This window comes from Variovorax sp. PDC80 (genome assembly GCF_900115375.1).
Taxonomy (GTDB): domain Bacteria; phylum Pseudomonadota; class Gammaproteobacteria; order Burkholderiales; family Burkholderiaceae_C; genus Variovorax.
Window position 1 is genome coordinate 148,918 of record NZ_FOWG01000002.1, and the last position, 19,674, is coordinate 168,591.

21 protein-coding genes are annotated in these 19,674 nt (G+C 67.4%); 9 read left to right on the forward strand and 12 right to left on the reverse strand.

The window, feature by feature from the left end:
* Positions 1 to 36 precede the first annotated feature (36 nt).
* The 5 genes from gsiB to BM109_RS06310 all read right to left on the reverse strand — a co-directional run bounded on the left by gsiB (position 37) and on the right by BM109_RS06310 (position 6,735).
* Positions 37 to 1,590 (reverse strand): glutathione ABC transporter substrate-binding protein GsiB, encoded by a 1,554-nt coding sequence (gene gsiB / locus BM109_RS06290; protein ID WP_093341462.1) that lies wholly within the window; start codon positions 1,588 to 1,590, stop codon positions 37 to 39.
* Positions 1,591 to 1,672: 82 nt separating this feature from the next.
* Positions 1,673 to 3,574 (reverse strand): dipeptide ABC transporter ATP-binding protein, encoded by a 1,902-nt coding sequence (locus BM109_RS06295; RefSeq protein WP_093341463.1) that lies wholly within the window; start codon positions 3,572 to 3,574, stop codon positions 1,673 to 1,675.
* 26 nt (positions 3,575 to 3,600) lie between these two features.
* Positions 3,601 to 4,599, reverse strand: coding sequence for an isoaspartyl peptidase/L-asparaginase family protein (locus BM109_RS06300; RefSeq protein WP_093341464.1), 999 nt, complete (start codon positions 4,597 to 4,599; stop codon positions 3,601 to 3,603).
* Positions 4,596 to 5,558, reverse strand: a complete 963-nt coding sequence (locus BM109_RS06305; protein WP_057591098.1) for a MurR/RpiR family transcriptional regulator — start codon at positions 5,556 to 5,558, stop codon at positions 4,596 to 4,598. Before BM109_RS06305 ends, BM109_RS06300 begins: the two co-directional genes overlap by 4 nt.
* Positions 5,559 to 5,787: 229 nt before the next feature.
* On the reverse strand, positions 5,788 to 6,735 hold the full coding sequence (locus BM109_RS06310; RefSeq protein WP_093341465.1) for a LysR family transcriptional regulator: 948 nt from the start codon (positions 6,733 to 6,735) through the stop codon (positions 5,788 to 5,790).
* 116 nt (positions 6,736 to 6,851) lie between these two features.
* Between BM109_RS06310 and BM109_RS06315 the strand changes: the two genes are divergently transcribed.
* The 4 genes from BM109_RS06315 to BM109_RS41160 all read left to right on the forward strand — a co-directional run bounded on the left by BM109_RS06315 (position 6,852) and on the right by BM109_RS41160 (position 10,755).
* Positions 6,852 to 7,940, forward strand: coding sequence for a tartrate dehydrogenase (locus BM109_RS06315; RefSeq protein ID WP_093341466.1), 1,089 nt, complete (start codon positions 6,852 to 6,854; stop codon positions 7,938 to 7,940).
* A gap of 74 nt (positions 7,941 to 8,014) precedes the next feature.
* Positions 8,015 to 9,004 (forward strand): tripartite tricarboxylate transporter substrate binding protein, encoded by a 990-nt coding sequence (locus BM109_RS06320; RefSeq protein ID WP_093341468.1) that lies wholly within the window; start codon positions 8,015 to 8,017, stop codon positions 9,002 to 9,004.
* An 804-nt stretch (positions 9,005 to 9,808) separates the two neighbouring features.
* On the forward strand, positions 9,809 to 10,207 hold the full coding sequence (locus BM109_RS40660; RefSeq protein ID WP_143129089.1) for a hypothetical protein: 399 nt from the start codon (positions 9,809 to 9,811) through the stop codon (positions 10,205 to 10,207).
* 377 nt (positions 10,208 to 10,584) lie between these two features.
* Entirely contained in the window at positions 10,585 to 10,755 is a 171-nt protein-coding gene (locus BM109_RS41160) for a hypothetical protein (RefSeq protein WP_177239267.1), read from the forward strand.
* A gap of 71 nt (positions 10,756 to 10,826) precedes the next feature.
* Here the strand turns inward: BM109_RS41160 and BM109_RS06325 are convergent, their stop codons facing one another.
* Together BM109_RS06325 and BM109_RS06330 are read right to left on the reverse strand one after the other, a co-directional pair.
* Positions 10,827 to 11,186, reverse strand: coding sequence for an SMI1/KNR4 family protein (locus tag BM109_RS06325; protein WP_093341470.1), 360 nt, complete (start codon positions 11,184 to 11,186; stop codon positions 10,827 to 10,829).
* Positions 11,183 to 11,659 (reverse strand): hypothetical protein, encoded by a 477-nt coding sequence (locus BM109_RS06330; RefSeq protein WP_143129091.1) that lies wholly within the window; start codon positions 11,657 to 11,659, stop codon positions 11,183 to 11,185. The genes BM109_RS06325 and BM109_RS06330 overlap by 4 nt, the downstream gene beginning before the upstream one ends.
* On the opposite strand from BM109_RS06330, the gene BM109_RS40665 reads away from it, so the two are divergent.
* Positions 11,640 to 11,894 (forward strand): hypothetical protein, encoded by a 255-nt coding sequence (locus tag BM109_RS40665; protein WP_177239268.1) that lies wholly within the window; start codon positions 11,640 to 11,642, stop codon positions 11,892 to 11,894. The two genes, BM109_RS06330 and BM109_RS40665, sit on opposite strands and share 20 nt — an antisense overlap.
* On the opposite strand, the gene BM109_RS40670 is transcribed toward BM109_RS40665, so the two are convergent.
* Together BM109_RS40670 and BM109_RS06340 are read right to left on the reverse strand one after the other, a co-directional pair.
* The gene (locus tag BM109_RS40670; protein ID WP_143129094.1) at positions 11,869 to 12,345 is read right to left on the reverse strand and encodes a hypothetical protein; all 477 of its coding nucleotides are present in this window, start codon (positions 12,343 to 12,345) and stop codon (positions 11,869 to 11,871) included. The two genes, BM109_RS40665 and BM109_RS40670, sit on opposite strands and share 26 nt — an antisense overlap.
* Before the next feature lie 111 nt (positions 12,346 to 12,456).
* Positions 12,457 to 12,948, reverse strand: a complete 492-nt coding sequence (locus BM109_RS06340) for an AAA family ATPase (protein WP_218159357.1) — start codon at positions 12,946 to 12,948, stop codon at positions 12,457 to 12,459.
* 233 nt (positions 12,949 to 13,181) lie between these two features.
* Here BM109_RS06340 and BM109_RS06345 point away from each other — a divergent pair, with 233 nt between their 5' ends.
* On the forward strand, positions 13,182 to 14,210 hold the full coding sequence (locus tag BM109_RS06345) for an OmpA family protein (protein ID WP_093341477.1): 1,029 nt from the start codon (positions 13,182 to 13,184) through the stop codon (positions 14,208 to 14,210).
* A 3-nt stretch (positions 14,211 to 14,213) separates the two neighbouring features.
* Here the strand turns inward: BM109_RS06345 and BM109_RS06350 are convergent, their stop codons facing one another.
* Genes BM109_RS06350 through BM109_RS06360 form a run of 3 tightly spaced genes read right to left on the reverse strand, consistent with a single transcriptional unit; the run spans position 14,214 to position 17,479 of the window.
* Positions 14,214 to 15,005: an alpha/beta hydrolase gene (locus BM109_RS06350; protein WP_093341479.1), complete on the reverse strand. Its 792-nt coding sequence runs from the start codon at positions 15,003 to 15,005 to the stop codon at positions 14,214 to 14,216.
* A gap of 31 nt (positions 15,006 to 15,036) precedes the next feature.
* Complete coding sequence (locus tag BM109_RS06355) at positions 15,037 to 16,266, reverse strand: diaminopropionate ammonia-lyase (protein ID WP_093341481.1); 1,230 nt, start codon at positions 16,264 to 16,266, stop codon at positions 15,037 to 15,039.
* 31 nt (positions 16,267 to 16,297) lie between these two features.
* Positions 16,298 to 17,479, reverse strand: coding sequence for a M20 aminoacylase family protein (locus tag BM109_RS06360; RefSeq protein WP_093341483.1), 1,182 nt, complete (start codon positions 17,477 to 17,479; stop codon positions 16,298 to 16,300).
* 97 nt (positions 17,480 to 17,576) lie between these two features.
* Here BM109_RS06360 and BM109_RS06365 point away from each other — a divergent pair, with 97 nt between their 5' ends.
* From BM109_RS06365 to BM109_RS06375, 3 genes are all read left to right on the forward strand, one after another.
* Positions 17,577 to 18,068: an Lrp/AsnC family transcriptional regulator gene (locus tag BM109_RS06365; protein WP_093341484.1), complete on the forward strand. Its 492-nt coding sequence runs from the start codon at positions 17,577 to 17,579 to the stop codon at positions 18,066 to 18,068.
* Positions 18,065 to 18,592: a demethoxyubiquinone hydroxylase family protein gene (locus BM109_RS06370; protein WP_218159358.1), complete on the forward strand. Its 528-nt coding sequence runs from the start codon at positions 18,065 to 18,067 to the stop codon at positions 18,590 to 18,592. Before BM109_RS06365 ends, BM109_RS06370 begins: the two co-directional genes overlap by 4 nt.
* Positions 18,593 to 18,729: 137 nt before the next feature.
* Complete coding sequence (locus BM109_RS06375; RefSeq protein ID WP_093342410.1) at positions 18,730 to 19,596, forward strand: alpha/beta hydrolase; 867 nt, start codon at positions 18,730 to 18,732, stop codon at positions 19,594 to 19,596.
* Positions 19,597 to 19,674 lie beyond the last annotated feature (78 nt).

Here is a 19,674-nt window from a genome sequence, read left to right on the forward strand (position 1 = left end):
ATCGCGCGGTCAGTCAGGAAACGGAGAGACCCGCGATCAGTTCGCCACCGACATCGCGTCGATGTTGATGTTGGCGTCGGGCATCACGAACACGCCCGTCAGGCGCTTCGAGTGCGCCGACAGGTTCTGCTCCGTCACCAGCGGCAGGCGCGGCAGGTCCTTGCGGATCTGTTCCTGCGCGGTCTTGTAGAGCGCGGCCTTCTCGGTTTCGTCGACCGACACCAGCGCCTTGGCCAGCGCGTTGTCGACCACCTCGCTCTTGTAGAACGACATGTTGTTGAGCTTCGGCGCCCACGACTCGGAGGCGAACAGCGGGCGCAGGCCCCAGTCGGCCTCGCCGGTCGACGAGGACCAGCCGGTGTAGTACAGGCGAACCTTGGCGGTCTTGGGATCAGGCCAGGCATCGACCTGCTCGGTGCGCTGGCCTACTTCGAGCGCCTGCACCTGCAGCTTGATGCCGACCTGCGCGAGCTGCTGCTGCACGAACTGGATGGTCTTCTGGCTGGTCGTGTTGTTGTAGGCGCTCCACAGCACCGACTCGAAGCCGTTCGGGTAGCCGGCCTCGGCCAGCAGTTCCTTGGCCTTCTTCACGTCGTAGGGCACGGGTGCCATCTTCTCGGCGTACTTCACGCCCTGGGGCATCACGCCCTGCGCGGGAATCGCATAGCCGCCGAAGGCCACCTTGGCCAGCGCTTCCTTGTTGATGGCGTAGCCGATGGCCTCGCGCACCTTCTGGTTGTCGTAGGGCTTCTGCAGCATGTTGAAGGCCAGGAAGCGCGTGATGATCGAGGGCGAGGCCACGACCTCGAGCTTGTCGCTCTTCTTCAGCAGCTCGGCCTGCTCGTAGGGGATCGGGAACGCGAAGTCGGCCTCGCCGGTCTGCATCATCGCGGCGCGCGTGTTGTTCTCGAGCACCGGCTTCCATTGCACGGTGTCGACCTTCGGGAAGCCCTTCTTCCAGTAGCCGTCGAACTTCTTGGCCTTGACCGCCTCGGTCTGCTTCCATTCGACGAACTCGAAGGGGCCGGTGCCCACCGGGTGGAAGGCGATGTCCTTGTTGCCCCACTTCTTGAGCGCGGTCGGCGAGATCATCGCGGCCGAGGCATGGGCCAGCGAGTTGATGAAGGGGCCGAAGGGCTCCTTCAGCGTGATGCGCACGGTGGTCGGGTTCAGCGCCTCGACCTTGCCCACGCGGTTGAACTGGTTGTAGCGCAGCAGCTTGTTGTCCTGGTTCAGCACGCGCTCGAGCGTGAACTTCACGGCCTCGGCGTTGAAGTCGGTGCCGTCGTGGAACTTGACGCCGCTGCGCAGCTTGATGGTGTAGACCAGGCCGTCCTTCGAGACCTCGTAGCCCTCAGCGAGCACGTTCTGCACCTTCAGGTCCTTGTCGAACTGGAACAGGCCTTCGTAGAAGGTCTTGGTCACGGCCGTGGTGATGGTGGTGTTGGTGTTGTACGGGTCCAGCGTCTCGGGCTGGTAGCCGATGGCGAGCACCACGTCTTTGGCGGCCAGGGCCGAGCCCGAGGCGGCGAGCGCGGCCAGGCCCAGCAGCGCGGATGCCCATCGCAGGGAGGAAGAGGATGGCTTCATGGGAAGAACTCCAGTCGATTCGTGAGAGAGAGGGAGGAACAAAAAAGCAGGGGGCCCTGCGACGGAAAAACGAAGAAAGAACTCAGAAGGCGCCGCCGATGGCATGCCGCGCCACGAAATGGCCGGGCGCCACCTGCACCAGCGGCGGCACCTCGGGCTCGTCGCCCACGGCGCGGATCGGGCTCGGGATCTCGCCCTCGAGCAGCGCACGCTGCTTGTGGCGGCGCGAGGGATCGGCCACCGGCACTGCCGCCATCAGCTTGCGCGTGTAGGCATGCTGCGGCGCCTCGAACACCGCGCGGCGCGGGCCGATCTCCACGATCTGCCCGAGGTACATCACGGCCACGCGGTGGCTGATGCGCTCCACCACCGCCATGTCGTGCGAGATGAACAGGAAGGCCACGCCGAGCTCCCGCTGCAGGTCGAGCATCAGGTTGACGATCTGGGCCTGGATCGAGACGTCGAGCGCCGACACCGATTCGTCGGCCACCACCACCTTGGGGTTGAGCGCCAGCGCGCGCGCGATCGCGATGCGCTGGCGCTGGCCGCCCGAGAACTCGTGCGGATAGCGCTGCGCCGCCTCGGGCGGCAGGCCCACCTTCTGCAGCAGCCAGTCGACGCGCTGCTGCGCCTCGGCGCCCTTGGCGATGCCGTGGATCAGCAGCGGCTCCATGATCGAGAAGCCCACCGTCACGCGCGGATCGAGCGAGGCGAAGGGGTCCTGGAAGATGAACTGGATGTTGCGGCGCAGCGCCTGCAGCTCGCGCGTGGGCAGCTCGCGGATGTTCTGGCCGCCGAACTCGATCGCGCCGCTCTGGCTCTCGACCAGGCGCAGCAGCGAGCGGCCGGTGGTCGACTTGCCGCAGCCCGATTCGCCGACCAGCGCCAGCGTCTCGCCCGGGTAGAGGTCGAAGCTGATCTTCTCGACCGCATGCACGCGCCGCTTCACGCGGCCGAAGACGCCGCTGCGCACGTCGAAGCGCGTGACCAGCTCGCGCACGCGCAGGATCGGCCCGGCCTCGGCGCGCACCGTGTCGTGCGGCTCGGTGTGGGTGCAGGGCACGGTCTGCGTGCCGGTCTCGGTGCGCAGCAGTTCGAACTTGGCCGGCAGCTCGGTGCCCTGCATGGCGCCGAGCTTGGGCACGGCCGACAGCAGCGCACGGGTGTAGGGGTGTTGCGGCGCACCGAACACGGTGTCCGACGGGCCCGCTTCGACCTTGTCGCCGCGGTACATCACGAGCACGCGGTCGGCGATCTCGGCCACCACGCCCATGTCGTGCGTGATGAACAGCACGCCCATGCGCATCTCCTGCTGCAGCTCGCGGATGAGCTGGAGGATCTGGGCCTGGATCGTCACGTCGAGCGCGGTGGTCGGCTCGTCGGCGATCAGCAGCTGCGGCTTGCATGACAGCGCCATCGCGATCATCACGCGCTGGCGCATGCCGCCCGAGAGCTGGTGCGGGAAGCGGTCGAGCACGTTGCGCGCCTCGGGGATGCGCACCAGCTCGAGCATGCGCAGCGCCTCGGCGCGCGCGGCCGCGTTGCTCTTGCCCTGGTGGATGCGGATGGCCTCGGCGATCTGGTCGCCCGCGGTGAACACCGAGTTCAGCGAGGTCATCGGCTCCTGGAAGATCATCGCGATGTCGGCGCCGCGGATGCCGCGCATCGTGTGGTCGCGCGCCTGGGCCAGGTCGAGCACCTCGCCGTTGCGGCGGCGAAACGCCATGCGACCGTCGAGGATGCGGCCGCCGCCGTGCTCCACCAGGCGCATCAGCGCGAGCGAGGTCACGGACTTGCCCGAGCCCGATTCGCCCACCACCGCGAGCGTCTCGCCATGGTCGACGTGGAAGGACAGCTTCTTGACGGCATCGACCGTGCGCTCCGAGGTGGTGAAGCGCACGCTGAGGTCGTCGACCGCGAGCACGCGGCCCTCAGGGAGATGGGGCAGGTTGGGCAGAGGGGAGGGGGAGGTCGCAGCGGACATGGCAGTCGGGAAGGGAAGCGGTGGCGTCAGGCGAAGATCGCCGTCTTCGGGGTCTCGCGGCCGCGCGCATGGGCGCGGTACATGCCCTCGGTGTTGAAGGGCAGCGCGAGGTTGCCGTGGCGGTCGACGGCGATCAGGCCGCCGGTGCCGCCGATGGCCGAGAGCGACTTCATCACCACCGTGTAGGCGGCGGCTTCGAGCGTGGCGCCGGCGTAGGCCATGCGCGCGCAGAGGTCGTGCGCGGCGGCGATGCGGATGAACATCTCGCCGCTGCCGGTGCACGAGACCGCGGCGGTGGCGTCGTCGGCATAGGTGCCGGCGCCGATCAGCGGCGAATCGCCGACGCGGCCCACGCGCTTGTTGGTCATGCCGCCGGTGGAGGTGGCGGCGGCCAGGTGGCCGTGCATGTCGAGCGCGACCGCGCCGACGGTGCCGAACTTGCGGTCCTCGTCGAGCGGGGCATGCGCGAGCGAAGCCATGGCCGCGCCCTCGTGGTCGACCACCACGCGGCCGGTGTCGCGCACGCGATGCAACTGCTGGCGGCGCGCCTCGGTCGAGAAGTACGAGGGTTCGACCATCTCGAGCCCGTGTTCGCGCGCGAAGGCCTCGGCCCCGGCGCCTGCGAGCAGCACGTGCGCGCCGTCCTCGAGCACCGCGCGCGCCAGGCGCACCGGGCGGCGCACATGGCACACGCCCGCGACCGCGCCGGCGGCGAGCGTGGCGCCGTCCATCACCGCGGCATCGAGTTCGTGGGTTTCTTCGTGGGTGAAGACCGCGCCGTGGCCGGCGTTGAACAGCGGGCAGTCCTCGAGCAGCTCGACCGCGAGGCAGGTGGCGTCGAGCGCCGAGGCGCCCTGCAGCAGCGCGGCCTGGGCGGTGGCCACGATGTGGCGCAGCGCCTCGTGGTAGGCCACGGCCTGTTCGGGCGTGGTGGTGCCCGCGCTGATGGTGCCGGCGCCGCCATGGATGGCGATCACGGGCACGCGCGGGGTGGAAGCGTTGTCGTTCTGGGTGGGGCTGTTCATCGGGAGGTCTTTTTCTTCGGGGTGCTGTCTGCGGGCGGCGTGGCCTGGGGGTTCGCGCCGTTCGCGCCATTCGTGCGCGGCCCGTTGCCCCCGTGCAGCCACGGCCGCACCGCCTGCAGGATGCGGCCCGCCGACTGCACCGCGCCCGGCGCGCGCAGCGCCACGGCGCTGGTCAGCGCCTCGATCAGCGCGAGCACGCTGGTCTCGCAGTTGGGGCGGTAGCTGGTCTCGGTCTGGCAATAGAGCGCCACGTCGGCCAGCGGCGCCAGCGGCGAGCTCGGCCGGTCGGTCAGCGCGAGCACCGCGCAGCCCTGGCCGCGCGCGATCTGGGCCAGCGCGATGGTGTCGGTGAGGTAGCGCGGGAAGGTCACGCCGATGAACACGTCCTGCGGCCCCGCATGCATCAGCGTGCGCGCGGCATGGGTCACGCCGCTCACGCCCGAGAGCAGGCGCACGTCGCTGCAGCTGCTGTCCAGCCCGTGCTGCAACAGGCCCGCGAGCCAGGCGCTGGCGCCGAAGCCGCCGATGTAGATCGAGCGCGCCTTGCCGATGCGTTCCACCGCCGCCTCGCAGGCCGCGTAGTCGAGCGACTGGCGCGTGGCGTCGATGTTGCGGCGGCTCTCCTCGAGCGCCGCGGCGAACACCTCCGACACCGTGGTCGGCCGCTCGAGGTTGCCGCGCAGCCGCTCGACCGGCGCCACCAGCGGCTCGAAGCCGCGCACCAGCTCGGCCCGGAAGGCCGGGTAGCCGTCGAAGTCGAGCGCGCGGGCGAAGCGGTTGGCCGTGGCCACCGACACGCCGGCGGCCGTGGCCAGCTCGTCGATCGGCAGCGTGGCCACCTGCAGCGGATGCTCGAGCACGTAGTCGGCCACCTGCCGGTGCGAGCGGGACAGCCGCGGCAGGGCCTGCGCGATGCGCTGGGCCACGGTGGTGCCTGGAGGGTCGACGTTGGTGCTCATGGGGTTCGGAAGGGCGCCGGAACGGTGCAAATTTGAAAACTGATTTACAAATATAAGTCAGTTAAGAAAATTTTCTGTCATTTTTGGCCGAGTTTGCAAGTTGCGGGCCAGTGCCGTGGGGAGATCGGGGCGGGTGAGGGAGGGCGCCGCGCGGGTGCTTTTCCCTCTGGGCGAGGGCGCGCGCGGGCACGGCCGCGAGCGCGGCCTCGGGGATTTCCCTAGGGTTGCGTCAGAACGCGGTCTTGGAGGCCGCCGAGGCCGCCGAAGCCTGTTGCTCGAGCGATTGCGCGAGGAAGTCGACGAAGGCCCGCACGCGTGCCGCGAGCTGGTGGCGCTGCGGGTACACCGCGTAGATGTCGGCATCGGGCGTGTGGAAGGGGCGCAGCACCTGCACCAGCCGCCCGCTGCGCAGGTAGCGCGCGATGTCCCATTCGGCGCGCATCAGGATGCCGTGGCCCTCGAGCGCCCAGTTGACCGCGATCTCGCCGTCGTTGGTGGTCAGCGTGCCGCGCGTCTTCACGGCCTGCGTGCTCGCGCTCGCGCCACGTCCGCTCGACAGCCGCCACAGGCCGTAGGCCTCCTCGCCCTGGCGGATGCCGATGCAGTTGTGGCGCGTGAGGTCGTTCGGCACCTTGGGCGTGCCGTGCTTCGCGAGGTAGGCCGGCGCCGCGCACAGCAGCCGCCGGTTGGCCGCGATGCGCCGCGCGATCACGCGCGCCTCGGGCGGCGCGCCGAAGCGCACGCAGACGTCGAACGAATCCTCGGTCAGCGGCGGCGGGTTCACCGACAGCTGCAGCTGCACCTCGACCTCGGGATGCCGGCGCACGAACTTCGAGATCAGCGGCGCCACGTGGCTGCGCCCGAAGCCCAGCGTGGCGTTGACGCGCAGCAGGCCCTGCGGCACCGCCTTCGACACCCCGAGCTGCTCGCCCAGGCTTTCGATGTCGGCCAGGATGCGCCGCGCCTGCGCGAGGTAGAGCTCGCCCTCGGGCGTGAGGCCCATGCGCCGCGTGGTGCGGTTGACGAGGCTCACGCCGAGCCGCGCCTCCATCTGCGCGAGGTGCCTGCTCACCGCGGCCGTGGTGATGCCGAGTTCGCGCGCCGCCGCGCTGAGGCTGCCGGCGCGCGCCAGCGCCGAGAAGAAGCCGAGGTCGGCGGGTTGGATCTCGTGGGCCATCGCGTTTTTCGCTGTTGACTTGAAGTTAACGATGGATTGACTTTAGGGGCGATCCGATCGCACGTCGAGTTCCTACAGTCGGACCCATTCCAACACTCCAGCGACGCAGCTACACCATGAAGACCTACAGGATCGCAACCATTCCCGGCGACGGCATCGGCAAGGAGGTGGTGCCGGCCGGGCGCGAGGTGCTCGAGGCACTGGCCGCCGGCAGCGAGCGCTTCGGCTTCGAGTTCGAGGACTTCGACTGGGGCGGCGACTACTTCCGCGTCCACGGCGAGATGATGCCGGCCGACGGCCTCGACGCGCTGCGCGGCAAGGACGCGATCCTGTTCGGCTCGGCCGGCGATCCGCACATCCCCGACCACGTCACCCTGTGGGGCCTGCGCCTGAAGATCTGCCAGGGCTTCGACCAGTACGCCAACGTGCGGCCCACGCGCATCCTGCCCGGCATCGACGGCCCGCTCAAGCGCTGCGGCCCCGGCGACCTCGACTGGGTCATCGTGCGCGAGAACTCCGAAGGCGAGTACGCCGGCGTCGGCGGCCGCGTGCACCAGGGCCATGCGATCGAGGCCGCCACCGACGTCTCGATGATGACCCGCGCCGGCGTCGAGCGCATCATGCGCTTCGCCTTCTCGCTGGCCCGCTCGCGGCCGCGCCGCCAGCTCACCGTGATCACCAAGAGCAATGCCCAGCGCCATGCGATGGTGATGTGGGACGAGATCGCCGCGCAGGTGGCCAGGGAGTTCCCCGAGGTGCGATGGGACAAGGAGCTGGTCGACGCCGCCACCGCGCGCATGGTCAACCGGCCGGCCTCGCTCGACACCATCGTCGCCACCAACCTGCATGCCGACATCCTCAGCGACCTGGCCGCCGCGCTCGCGGGCAGCCTCGGCATCGCACCCACCGGCAACATCGATCCCGAGCGCCGCTTCCCCTCGATGTTCGAGCCCATCCACGGCTCGGCCTTCGACATCATGGGCCAGGGCCTGGCGAACCCGGTCGGCACCTTCTGGTCGGTGGTGATGATGCTCGAGCACCTCGGCGAGCCGGAGGCCGCCGCGCGCCTGATGCGTGCCATCGAACAGGTCACGGCCGACACCTCGCTGCACACGCGCGACCTCGGCGGCAGCGCCACTACCGCCGACGTGACCCGCGCCGTCTGCGCGCTGCTGGCCCCGCTGCCCGAGCGCCAGGCCGCCTGAGTTTTCCGCCCCCGGGGCCGGAGAGGGCGTGCGCGCACGGCCGGCCATTGCCACGACAAAAAAGGAGACAACCCGTGACCCAGCCCATCGTCCGCCGCCGCGCGGCGCTGACCGCGCTCGCCGCCGCCTTCACCCTCGGCCTGGCCGCCACGACCGCGGCCGCGCAGGCCTGGCCGGCCAAGCCCATCAACCTCGTCGTTCCCTTTCCGCCCGGCGGCAGCTCCGACGTGTTGGCGCGCTCATTGAGCGACAAGCTCTCGCAGAGCCTGGGCCAGCCCGTGGTGGTCGAGAGCCGCCCCGGCGCCGGCGCCACGCTCGGCGCCGACTACGTCGCCAAGGCGCGACCCGACGGCTACACCCTGCTGATGGGCGCGGTGCACCACACCATCGCCACCAGCGTGTATCGCAAGCTGCCCTACGACTTCGAGAAGAGCTTCGCGCCCATCACCACCGTCGCGCTGGTGCCCAACGTGATGGTCGTCAACGCCAAATCGTCCGCGCGCGATGCGCAGGCACTGATCGCCCAGGCCAAGGCCGCGCCGGCCAAGCTTTCGTATGGCTCGAACGGCAATGGCACCGTGCAGCACCTGATCGGCACCCAGCTCTCGGCCCTGTCGGGCATCGAGTTGCTGCACGTGCCCTACAAGGGCAGCGCGCCGCTCACCACCGACCTGCTCGGCGGCCAGGTCGACATGTCCTTCGACACCCTGACGCCGGTGCTGCAGCACATCCGCGCCGGCAAGCTGCGCGCGCTGGCCGTGACCACCGCCAGGCGCTCGAGCAGCCTGCCCGATGTTCCGACCCTGGCCGAGTCGGGCCTGAAGGATTTCGACCAGGGCACCTGGTTCGGCATCCTCGCGCCGGCGGGCACGCCGAAGGAGATCGTGGACAGGCTCAACACCGAGATGGTGAAGATCATCCAGTCGCCGGAGTTCAGGAAGCGCATGGAGGAGATCGGGGCGGAGCCGGTGGGGGATACGCCGGCGCAGATGGCGGCGCAGATTCGCGGTGACACCGTGAAGTACGGGAGGTTGGTGAGGGAGGCGAGGGTGGTGATTGATTGAGGGGGACTGAGGAATTGCCGTGTGGAGCGAGCGATCTGCATGGTGCGTGCGAGCAGGGAGAGTGACTCCCGAGGCACGCCTAGATGGGCATGAATGGGATTGGCGTCCCGCAGCACCTCTGCGATTCTTGGAGGCCCGCCATAGCACTTCCCGGAAACTTCACGCCTCACGCGGCGCTGAATCAGGCAGAGACGATCGCGCTGCAGATTCTGTGGCGGGACCGACGGTCTTCGGGAGGCGATGCGCGCATGTGTGTGTCGAGAAGCTTGTGTCCCCTTTGGTGCGGATGAGGATGAGGCGCGCGACTGCACGCGTGGGGAGTTGTTGTCGCTGATGTGGGTGGTCAACGATGAGATGTGTCGGTGTGTCGAGTCGCCGAGGGCGACGGCGCAGGAGATGCGCGCGGCGCTCGATTTGCTTCCGGTGAAGATTCGGCTGTGTGAGGTCCTGCTCAACGCTGGATCTTGCTGCTCGATCCACGATAGGCACACTCGTGCTATCGACTGCTTTGCGATTTTTTCAGACACTAGTCCACATAAAAAGGGAAGGGCAACGCAACCGAAAGAAGCGAGCCAGTCCGGCTGGAAACGAATTTTCGGATCGGTCTTCGCAGCGTACCTCAACGCTAGCTGGTCGCTACAGGCGGTCATTGGGTGGCGGATTTATGTCCTGAGCGGTTTTCGATCAGCGCTTGAGAGTAATCAACCAGAGCGGCATCGGGGTCTGCTCTTCGTTAGATGGAAGTTGGACGTTGACCGCGGATGACTGATAATTGGTGAACTCAAACTCAAAAATGGTGAGTCCATGAATGCGCTGCTGAACGCCGCCCTTTCCCACATCTGGCCAAGAATTCAAAGTCTCTCGGACATGAAAACACCCGACGATTCTCTTGGTCGTGATTTCACGATCGATGACGTTGGTCATGATGCCGTACGTATTGCAACAGCCGCAGGCTCTTTAATCACTATTCAGCGAGCGGCATTCATGGCCGCCCTGCGTTATTTAGTCGAGAACGGTCATGGCGCGTCGAGTCCTTGCGAGATTCGCTCCAATCAAGTTGCCGAAGAGTCGGGGCCGCTATGTTTGATTGCTCGAGCGGCCAACAGCAACACAAGAGTAATAAACTATATTGTTCCTATTTTGGCGAGGTTAGGGATTCTCGGAGTTGGCGGTACGCGACCCAATACAACATGGCTCATTTAGGCGGCATGGCTTGATAAAAGATCCATTCGCGTCCGAGTCGACTTCTGTTGATCTCACTCAAGGGTGAAAAGCTAGATCGCAATAGATCAGCTTGGGTTTTGAAGTTCTTCCAAACGGCAGCGTCGGGTTGACCGTAACCATGGCCCATGCTCCCTGAGCTGTACTCATAGATTTGGAGTCATGTAGCGATCAGGGGAGGCCCAATCAGTCGCAAGGAACGTCCATTTTTCTCAGCGGTCATTGATCTCGACTGTGCGAGATCCAACCGTAGGCCCAGCGACAAGGAGTTCCTGCCAGTGCTGCAAAGCCAAAAGGAACGCTTGCGTTGGCAAGCACTCGACGTTATCAGGATCTAGAGGGGCAGACGCAGTGGTCCGGTGACCAAGAATCTCAACCCCAAAGTACTCGCGCGCCCAATGCAAGGGGCCAGGTTCTCCTGTGAGTGCCTGGTTGGCGAGTCGCTTGCCTTCTTCGATCCAGCGGATTGCCATCTCGACCCCGAGGCCGCCATCGTCGTCGAGAACTCGGGCGATCACATCTCCCTCTGAATTCTCTCGATCTGTAACGCAAGACGGATAGTGCCTGCTACCCGGGAGGCAGTTCCATGAGAAGGTAAGCTTCATCGTGGGAATCTACAGCTGCAGTCCGAGCTTATCCACTCGCGAAGGTCCTCGGCCACCTCGACGAAGTCGGCGCGCGACATGCTGCCGTGACCCACCAGGTACACCGCGGTCGGCCACCGGTCCGGCGCCACGACAATGGCGCTGCCTCCACCGTCATCGCCGATCGTCAGCCAGCCGGGGCAGTACGTCCTGGTCTCGTAGGTCTCGTTGCGTTCGAGCAGGTCGACGGGGGCGTAGAAGTGGGCGAGGTCGCCGACGGTGGTGTCGCCTAGGCTGGAGAGCAATGCTCGCAGGGGCTGCGAGATGGCGCATCCGCTCCATTCCTCTACGGCGCGAAACGGGTCTTCGAGGTTCATCGGTTGTGTGCTTGTTCGGATGGGCCGGCCTGTGGCGCTGCGGGAAGGTCCGGCGGCAGCATCAAGTCGATGACCTGGCGACGCGGCTCGCTTTCCGCACTGTCGAGCCAGCGCGCCAGATCGGCGCACATGGCTGCGTCGTCTGAAACCATGAACAAGATCGTCCTCTGGAGTTCCTTGTCGAGTTCAATTTCTATCTCTGCGGCGCTCTGCTCGGGAGCTTCCTCGCGAATTCGCTTCATGTTGAACTCCTGCAAGGCGGTGGCTTGACGCTCGTTGCGTGCCTTCCAGGACTGGAACGCCTTCAGGCGTCTGCCTGCTTCTGCAGGGGCGGATGCATTGCACTGAAGAACGATGGCCTCGGTAAATTTCACCGATCTCGTCGCGTGGAGCAATGGCCACTCGATCTGTGCATTTGCAAAGCCCGACATGACCAGCAGGCAAATGAACAAATTGAATCGCTGGATCGGCATCGGATACATCTCCCCAAAAAAAGCAGATCAAGAGGTGGTGGCGAATGTGCGCTGTCGGTTGTCGGGCATCGGCCTCTTGGAGTTCGACTTCCTGGATTCGAAACTTCATCTTGTGATCGCCGCTGAGTTTGAAACGGTGGGGTTGGTTCAGCGCGACAAGTGGAGCCTGAACCTGAGCGAGGCGGTCGCTCCCGATCGAAAACGACGGACTATCGAGGATATCGGTCGAGGATGATGTTGGACGTGGCCGGGGCGTCGTGATGATGAAAGATGACCAGCCGGACATCCCCTCGTATCCACGCCCGGAAGGAGAGCTTTTCGTGCACCTCCGACGCATCCGGAGGACCGTACTCCTCGGCTGCTTTCGCAGCGGCGTGCACGGCATCGATCCCGACGACCAGGACGCTTTCCACCTCGCCCCGCTGATCGGTGGCCAGCGAGAGTCGGTCTGCTGACGTACCGAAGACCGATCTGGATTTTTCCGGAAACCTGCAGGCAATGCCGCTGTTCCGGGCATCCTTGCGCATGGGCACAGAAGAATCCGGGCAAGACTTCATCTCCTGACCGATGGCAAAGCCCGCCACGGCGAATTGAGCGCTGGCTGCGATGCTGGCGAACAGGGTTGTCGAGATGACCAAGACCTTGAGTGCGCCTGTGAGGCGTGGCCGCGGTTGAAAATGATTCATGCACGAAGACTAGGGACCCTCCGCCGCTCGATCGCGAGATTTCAGGCAGGTAGCAGGTCTGGATACTCTGTAGGCTCGTGCGACGCTACTTCGCCAGTTTCGTCCGAGGCATCAGAGCCCCTTCGACACACCGTTGTCCAGGATCTCGACCACGCGCACGAAGCCTTCGCTCACGGTGGGCGCTTCGAGCAACGAGAAGACGCTGCGCATCGCTTCTTCGGGAACACGTTCATCGGCGGGACGTGAGGCATTGCGCGCCAGCGCGATCTCCAGCGGCGTATTGATCCAGACTGTGGTGGCCTCGACACCGCAACGTCGCGCAATGTCCAGTGCCCGCGCCCGGTGTCGTGCGGCGGGCAGTGCGGCGTCGAGGAAAACCGCGCCGGGCAGAGCGGCGATGTTCCTGCGGATCCAGGTCGTCTTGCCCGAGCCCTGAACACCCATCACGAGGTACAGCTGCATCGGGGTGGAAGAGCGTCGCCGCAGAGCGGCTTCCAGGTCCTCGTAGACGCGGTCCCATGCCGCCAGTTGGCGCTCTTTCGTGAAGACCCGACCGGTGCTCGTTTGCAGATAGTGGTCGGGGTTGATATGTCGCTCGTGCACGGCGATCCTTTCTCTCGGAGCGATTGTTCATGAGCGCCTTTCTGTCGATGCTCGCGACCGGCCGACTGTAGCGGGCCGTGCCGTTCGAGCCGGGTTCGCGGCTCGTGCAGGTCCTTCGAGTCGATACGCCCATTCGCCCACCACCACCACAGACCTTCTTCATAGGCCAAACGGCCGTGCAGCCAAATCATCGGAATTCCTGACAATGGCGCCGTCCATTTCCGGAGTCATCGATGCGTCCGCGTTCCGTCCTTGCCTTCCTTCGGCTGCTGGCCGCGCCGGCATTCGCCGGGCTGTTGTTCCTCTCGACGCTCGCGTCGGCGCAGGACCTGCCCGGCGCCAAGGACAACCCGCTGCTCAAGCGCTTCGCGGGCTCGACCATCGTCGGCTACGACTTCAAGCGCTTCGATGAATACCTGGTGCCGACGGGGACCTACAAGGGCTACGACACGACGTCGAGGAAGCGCAGCTGGGCCAGCTCCGTGCCGGTCGAAGGCGCGTTGACCCGCCTCTGGTACGAATCGGCGGGCGACACGTCCACGGCGGAGCTGATCCGCAACTATCAGAACGAGGTGCAGGCGGCCGGTGGCGTCACGCTCTATGACTCGGGGCGCGACGAGAATTTCAAGAGCCGCTCCTGCTTCCTCTGCCCCTACAGCTGGAACGAGATCAAGACGAGCCGCAGCACCTACACCTTCTCGGCCGCCGAGGTCGCGACGGCGCGCCTGGCGAGCTTCAAGATTTCACGGCCGCAAGGCGATCTCTACGTGGTCGTCGAGGCCGTGCAATGGGCCAAGGACAGCAAGGACTACAAGGCGGTCAAGGGCGCGTACGCGGCGGTCGACATCATCGAGGTCGGGGCGATGAAGCAGAACATGGTGACGGTGAGCGCGGGCGACATGTCGAAGGCCATCGCCGCCACCGGGCGCGTGGCGCTCTACGGCATCCTGTTCGACACCGCCAAGGCCGACATCAAGCCCGATTCCAAGCCCGCGCTGGACGAGATCGCGAAGCTGCTCAAGGCCGAGCCGGCGCTCAAGCTGCGCGTGGTCGGCCACACGGACAACCAGGGCACGCTGGACAGCAACATCGCGCTGTCGAAGCGACGCGCGGAAGCGGTCAATGCGGCCCTGGCCAGCCAGTACGCGATCGCGGCCAACCGGCTCGCCGCGTATGGCGTGGCGGATCTGGCGCCGGTCGCCAGCAACGCGGCCGAGGACGGCCGCGCGAAGAACCGGCGCGTGGAACTGGTGCCGCAATAGGCGCTATCGCGCCAGTATCCAGCCCGCGATCCGTGGCACGACCTCGGAGTCGAGTCCGTTGAACCCGTGGTAGGCCATCGCCTCGCAGGGATCGCCCCGGTTCTCGCCGCCCTGGAAGCTCAGCACTTCCTTGCGCGGCGCGTTCTCGAGCTTCGCCATCAGCGCGGGTACGCCGGCGAAGGCACAGTGCCTGCAGCCGTCCTGTTCGTGATGCACCACGAGCACGGGCACGCGGATCTTCGCGAGCGGCATGGCGGGAACGGGGCGGCCGCCGTCGTCAGTGAGGATGGTGGAGCTCAGCACCACGCCGTCCGGGCCGTCGGTGCCCGAGAGTTCGGTCGCTACATAGGCCGCCGATTGCGTGCCACGGCTGGTGCCCACGAGCCATACCGGCACCTTCGACTGCGCGCGCATCCAGGCGATCACGGCCTGGAGATCGGCCGCATGCTCGGGCTTCTGGCGAAAGCCGGCGAGGTAGGGCGGGCTCTGCCGGTCGGACGGTGCATCGATCACGGCCACCAGCAGCCCCTGGTCGGCGAACAGCTGCCGTGTGCGGACGAGGAAGTTGCCGGCACCCCATTGGAGCGATCCGTTGGCAAAGATCCGAAGCCCGCCATGGCCGCCCGCGATCAGGATCACGGCTGCCTTCGGGCTGGGCGGCGTCAGCACGAGCATGCGCTGCATCACGCCGGGGCGGGTGGGGATGTCCACCACCTGCTGCGTGACCTGGGCCTGCACAGGTGAGAAGCACGCGATCCACAGGGCCGCGATCCAAAGTCCCGCAAGCTGGCGCATCGACGATCTCCTGGAGGAAGGGCGGTCGATGCTACCGCCGAGTCCCCTGGCTCAGCCATTCGCGTTGCGCCGCCAGCACTTCATCCGCCGTACGGCCCATCAGTTCCGCATAGACCGAAGGCGCCGTCGCCCCCTCGGTGCTGATCAAGAGCACCTTCGACGAAGCATCGAGCCCGGCCTGCGCCTTCGCCGTCGCGGACCGCGCGAGCTGCCGCAACGCGGCCGCGCCCGCGGCGCCCGATTCCCCGCTCACCACCGGCACGTCGCGCGCCGACCCCTCGGCCAGCCGCCGCATCGCAGCCACTGCCTCTTCATCCTCCAGCGTGAGGAAGACATCGACCGAGGGCTCGAGAAAGCGCCAGGCCAGGGTCGAGGTCTCGCCGCAGGCCAGGCCGGCCATCACCGAGTCGACGCTGCCGGTGGCCACGGCCGGCCGGCCTTCGATGGCGCTGCGCGTGAGGCAGTCGGCCTGGCGCGGTTCGGCGACGACGAGCACGGGACGGCGTTCGCCGAAGCGTTCCCAGAGGTAGCTCGCCACGCCGGCCGCGAGGCCGCCGACGCCGCCCTGCAGGATGACGTGGCTGAAGGGGCAGGCGCCGTCGGGCGCGGCGGGACGCTGTTCGAGCGCCTCGTCGACCATCGTGCCGTAGCCCTGCATCACGTCGCGCGGCACGTCCTCGTAGCCGGGGTACGCGGTATCGGACACGACCTGCCAGCCATGCCGTTCGGCGAGTTGCGCGGCATGCGCGACCGAGGCGTCGTAGTTGCCCTCGATGCGCACGATCTCGGCGCCGAAGTCGGCAATGGCGCGTTCGCGCTCGGCGCTCACGTGCCGGTGCAGCACGATCACGCAACGCATGCCCACGCTGCGCGCCGCGGCGGCGAGTGCGCGGCCGTGGTTGCCGTCGGTGGCGCTGATGACGACGAGGTCCTTCAAGGCATTCGCGTGTTCGCCGCTCAGCACCGCGTCGGCGTTCCAGTCCGGATGGCGCCGCAGCACCAGCCGCACCAGCGCGGCCGGCGCGCCGAGTGCCTTGAAGCTGCCGAGCGGCGAGCGCAGCGACTCGTCCTTGAGGAACACTTCGGCGATGCCGCAGGCCTGCGCCAGGTCGCTCAGGCGGCGCAGCGGCGTGGGCTCGGGCGCGAGCAGCGACCAGCGCGAGAGCCACGAGCGCGTGGCGCGTGCCTCGTCGATGCTGAGGATGCGGCGCAGCGCCTCGGGGTAGGGCGCGCGCACGGCGCGGGCATTGCGGACCAGCATGTCTGGTGTCTTTCGGAAGAAGAGAAGGGATTCAGCGCGGCAGCCGCAGCCGCACCAGTTCCGCGAAGTAGCGCGCGCCGATCTCGAGCACGTCGTCGTTGAAGTCGTAGCCAGCGTTGTGCAGCGGCGTGCCGCCGGGCTGGCCGTCGGCACCGTTGCCGAGGAACACGAAGGCGCCGGGCACCACGCGCAGAAAGGCGCCGAAGTCCTCCGAGGCCATCATCGGCACGGTGTTCGCGTCCACGCGAGCGGCGTCGAGCACCGCGGTCGCGGCCGCCACGGCATGCGGCACGCATTCGGGCCAGTTCACCGTGGGCTCGAACTCGTGCGTGTACGAGAACGCGCATTCGGCGCCGTGCAGCCGGCAGATGCCCTCGCTGATCTCGCGCATGCGCCGCTCCAGCGTGGCCTGCACGGCGGGGTCGTAGCTGCGGGTGTCGCCCTTGATGACGACGTTCGAGGGGATCGCGTTGCGGATGCCGTCGGTGATGAACTCGGTGCACGAGACCACGGCCTGCGCGCCCGGATCGAGGCTGCGCGAGACGATGGTCTGCAGCGCGAGCACGATCTCGGCGCCGATCACGATCGGGTCGATGCCCATGTGAGGCCGTGCCGCATGGGTGCCGCGGCCGCGCACGTGAATGGTGAAGTTGTCTTCGCTGGCCATGATGCCGCCCGCGCAGGTGGCGATGGTGCCGGCCGCGATGCCGGGCATGTTGTGCAGGCCGTAGATCTCGTCGACGGGGAAGCGCTCGAACAGGCCGTCGGCCATCATCGCCTTGGCGCCGCGGCCGTGCTCCTCGGCGGGCTGGAAGATGAAGCGCACGGTGCCGTCGAAGTCCTGGCGCTCGCGCAGCAGCCGCGCCGCGCCGAGCACGATCGACATGTGGCCGTCGTGGCCGCAGGCGTGCATCTTGCCGGGCGTGGCCGAGGCATGGGCGCGGCCCGGCGCCGATTCGGCGATGTCGAGCGCATCCATCTCGGCGCGGATGCCGATCGTGCCGCGGCCTTCGCCCACGCGCAGGTTCGCCACCAGCCCGGTGCCGCCGATGCCCTCGTGCACCTCGAGGCCCAGCGCGCGCAGCGTGCGCGCGACGAAGGCCGAGGTGCGGTGCTCGGCGAAGCCGGTCTCGGGAATGGTGTGCAGGTAGCGGCGCCAGCCCGAGAGTTCGGCATCGAGCGGCGCGTCGGAGGCGAGGGTGGCGGTGGTCATGGGCAACAATGCTATTTCGCCGACCCCTGAATTTGCGCGCATTGAAGGGGCCTTCGGCGCAATTTCATTCCACCCGCCACGCCTGCCGGTCCCGCCCATGCCCACGCCCCTCGATGCCTACGACCTCAAGCTGCTGGCGCTGGTGCAGCAGGACGCGCGCCTGCCGCAGGGCGAGCTGGGCCAGCAGGTGCACCTGTCGGCCGCGGCGGTCAACCGGCGCCTGAAGCGCATGGCCGATGAGGGCGTGATCGAGCGCCATGCGGCGATCGTCAACCCCGATGCGGTGGGCTGCGAGCTCACGGTGATCGTCGAGGTCGAGGTGGAGAGCGAGCGCGTCGACCTGCTCGATGCGATGAAGCGCAGCTTCCAGGCCTGCCCGCAGGTGCAGCAGTGCTACTACGTGGCGGGCGAGTGCGACTTCGTGCTGATCTTCGCGGTGCGCAGCATGGCCGACTACACGCGGCTCACGCGCGAACTGTTCTTCGAGAACAACAACGTGAAGCGCTTCAAGACGCTGGTGGCCATGAGCCGGGTGAAGGTGGGGCTGACGGTGCCGGTGGACGAAGCCCTGAAGGAGATCGCCCCTTGAGCTCGCGCGACACCGCGCTCGGCGGCCGCATCCTCAAGGTCGACCATGCGGGCGAGCAGGGCGCGGTGAACATCTACCGCGCGCAGATCCTGGCCGCGCGCTTCACCGCGCCGGCGCTGGTGCCGCAGCTGCGCGAATTCAAGTCGCACGAGGAACGGCACCGCGCCGTGTTCGCCACCGAGTTGCAACGGCGCGGCGTGCGCCGCTGCCGCAGCTACTGGCTGTGCGGCATCGGCGGCTGGATGCTGGGCCTGGTCACCGGGCTGCTCGGCCGCCACGCGATCGCGGCCACCACCGTGGCGGTGGAGCGCGTGGTGCTGCGCCATCTCGAGGCCCAGCTGCGCGAGCTGGCGGGCCGGGACGAGGCGGCGGTGGCGGCCATCGCGCAGATCGTCGACGAGGAGCGGCAGCACCAGGACCAGTCGGCCGCGCACCTCGAGCCCGGCCGCTTCTGGTCGCGGCTGCTGAGCCCGGTCGTGGCGGCCTCGACCGAATCGGTGATCTGGCTCGGCATGCGGCTGTAGACGCCATCGTGCCGTCGCGAGGCGTGTGGACATGGCGCCACAGCCTGGCCGATCCGACCGGCGAGGTTGACGTTGCCCGGTCGCCGGCGCAGCATCCCGCCCCGGCACGACGTGTGCCGGGGTCGAAGAGGAACCACATGAGACAAGAAAAATGGCGCCGCGCACTCGCGGCCGTGTGCGGTTGCGTGCTCGTCGCGGCGATGGCGGCCTGCGGTGGCGGCGGCGGCGGTGGAGGCGGCGGCCTCCCGATCCTGCCGCCGGGCCCGGCACCCGAGCAGCCCGCGCCGCCCCCATCCACCAGCGGCCGCGTGGTCAGCGAGACCGTCAGCGCCAAGGCCTACGGCGTGGACTACCGCATCGACATCTACATCCCGGCCGGCTACGACGCCAGCACCGATGCCTACGCCACCATCTATGCGCTCGACGGCGATGCCACCAACGGCCTGCCCGACACGCGCTTCACGAACCTCAAGAACATCCTGCAACGGCGTGGCACCAAGGCCATCCTGGTGGGCATCGGCGGCAGCGCGCGGCGGCAGGAGGACTACAACTTTCCGGGCGCCACCGGCTATCACGGCTTCCTCGTGAAGGAGCTGGTTCCCTACCTCGAATCGAAGTACCGCATGGACCCGAAGCGGCGCATGCTCTCCGGCCTGTCGACCAGCGGCAACCTGGCCGCGACCGCGATGTTCCTCGAAGCGCCCGACCAGCTGGTGTTCTCGTACTTTCTGTCGACCGAGGCCGCCTTCTGGCAGCAGAAGGACCTCAACTACGACCTCGAGCAGAAGATGTTCACCGCGCTGGCCGGCAAGTCGCTGCCCGCGACCATGGTGCTGGCGCGCTGCGACGCCAACTGCAACGGGCCGCTGGTGAAGGAGATGTACGACCGGCTCGCGGCCCGCAACTACAAGGACTTCAAGCTGACGCAGACGGTCTTCAACTCCACGCACGTCGGTTCGGACGTGCTGGCCTTCGAGGACGCGATCTCCAAACTGCTGCCCTAGAAGCCCGACTGCCGGCCGGGGTTCAGTCCCGCGGCCAACAATGGCGGTCATCCGCGGGCCGCCGGCCCGCACCACCCT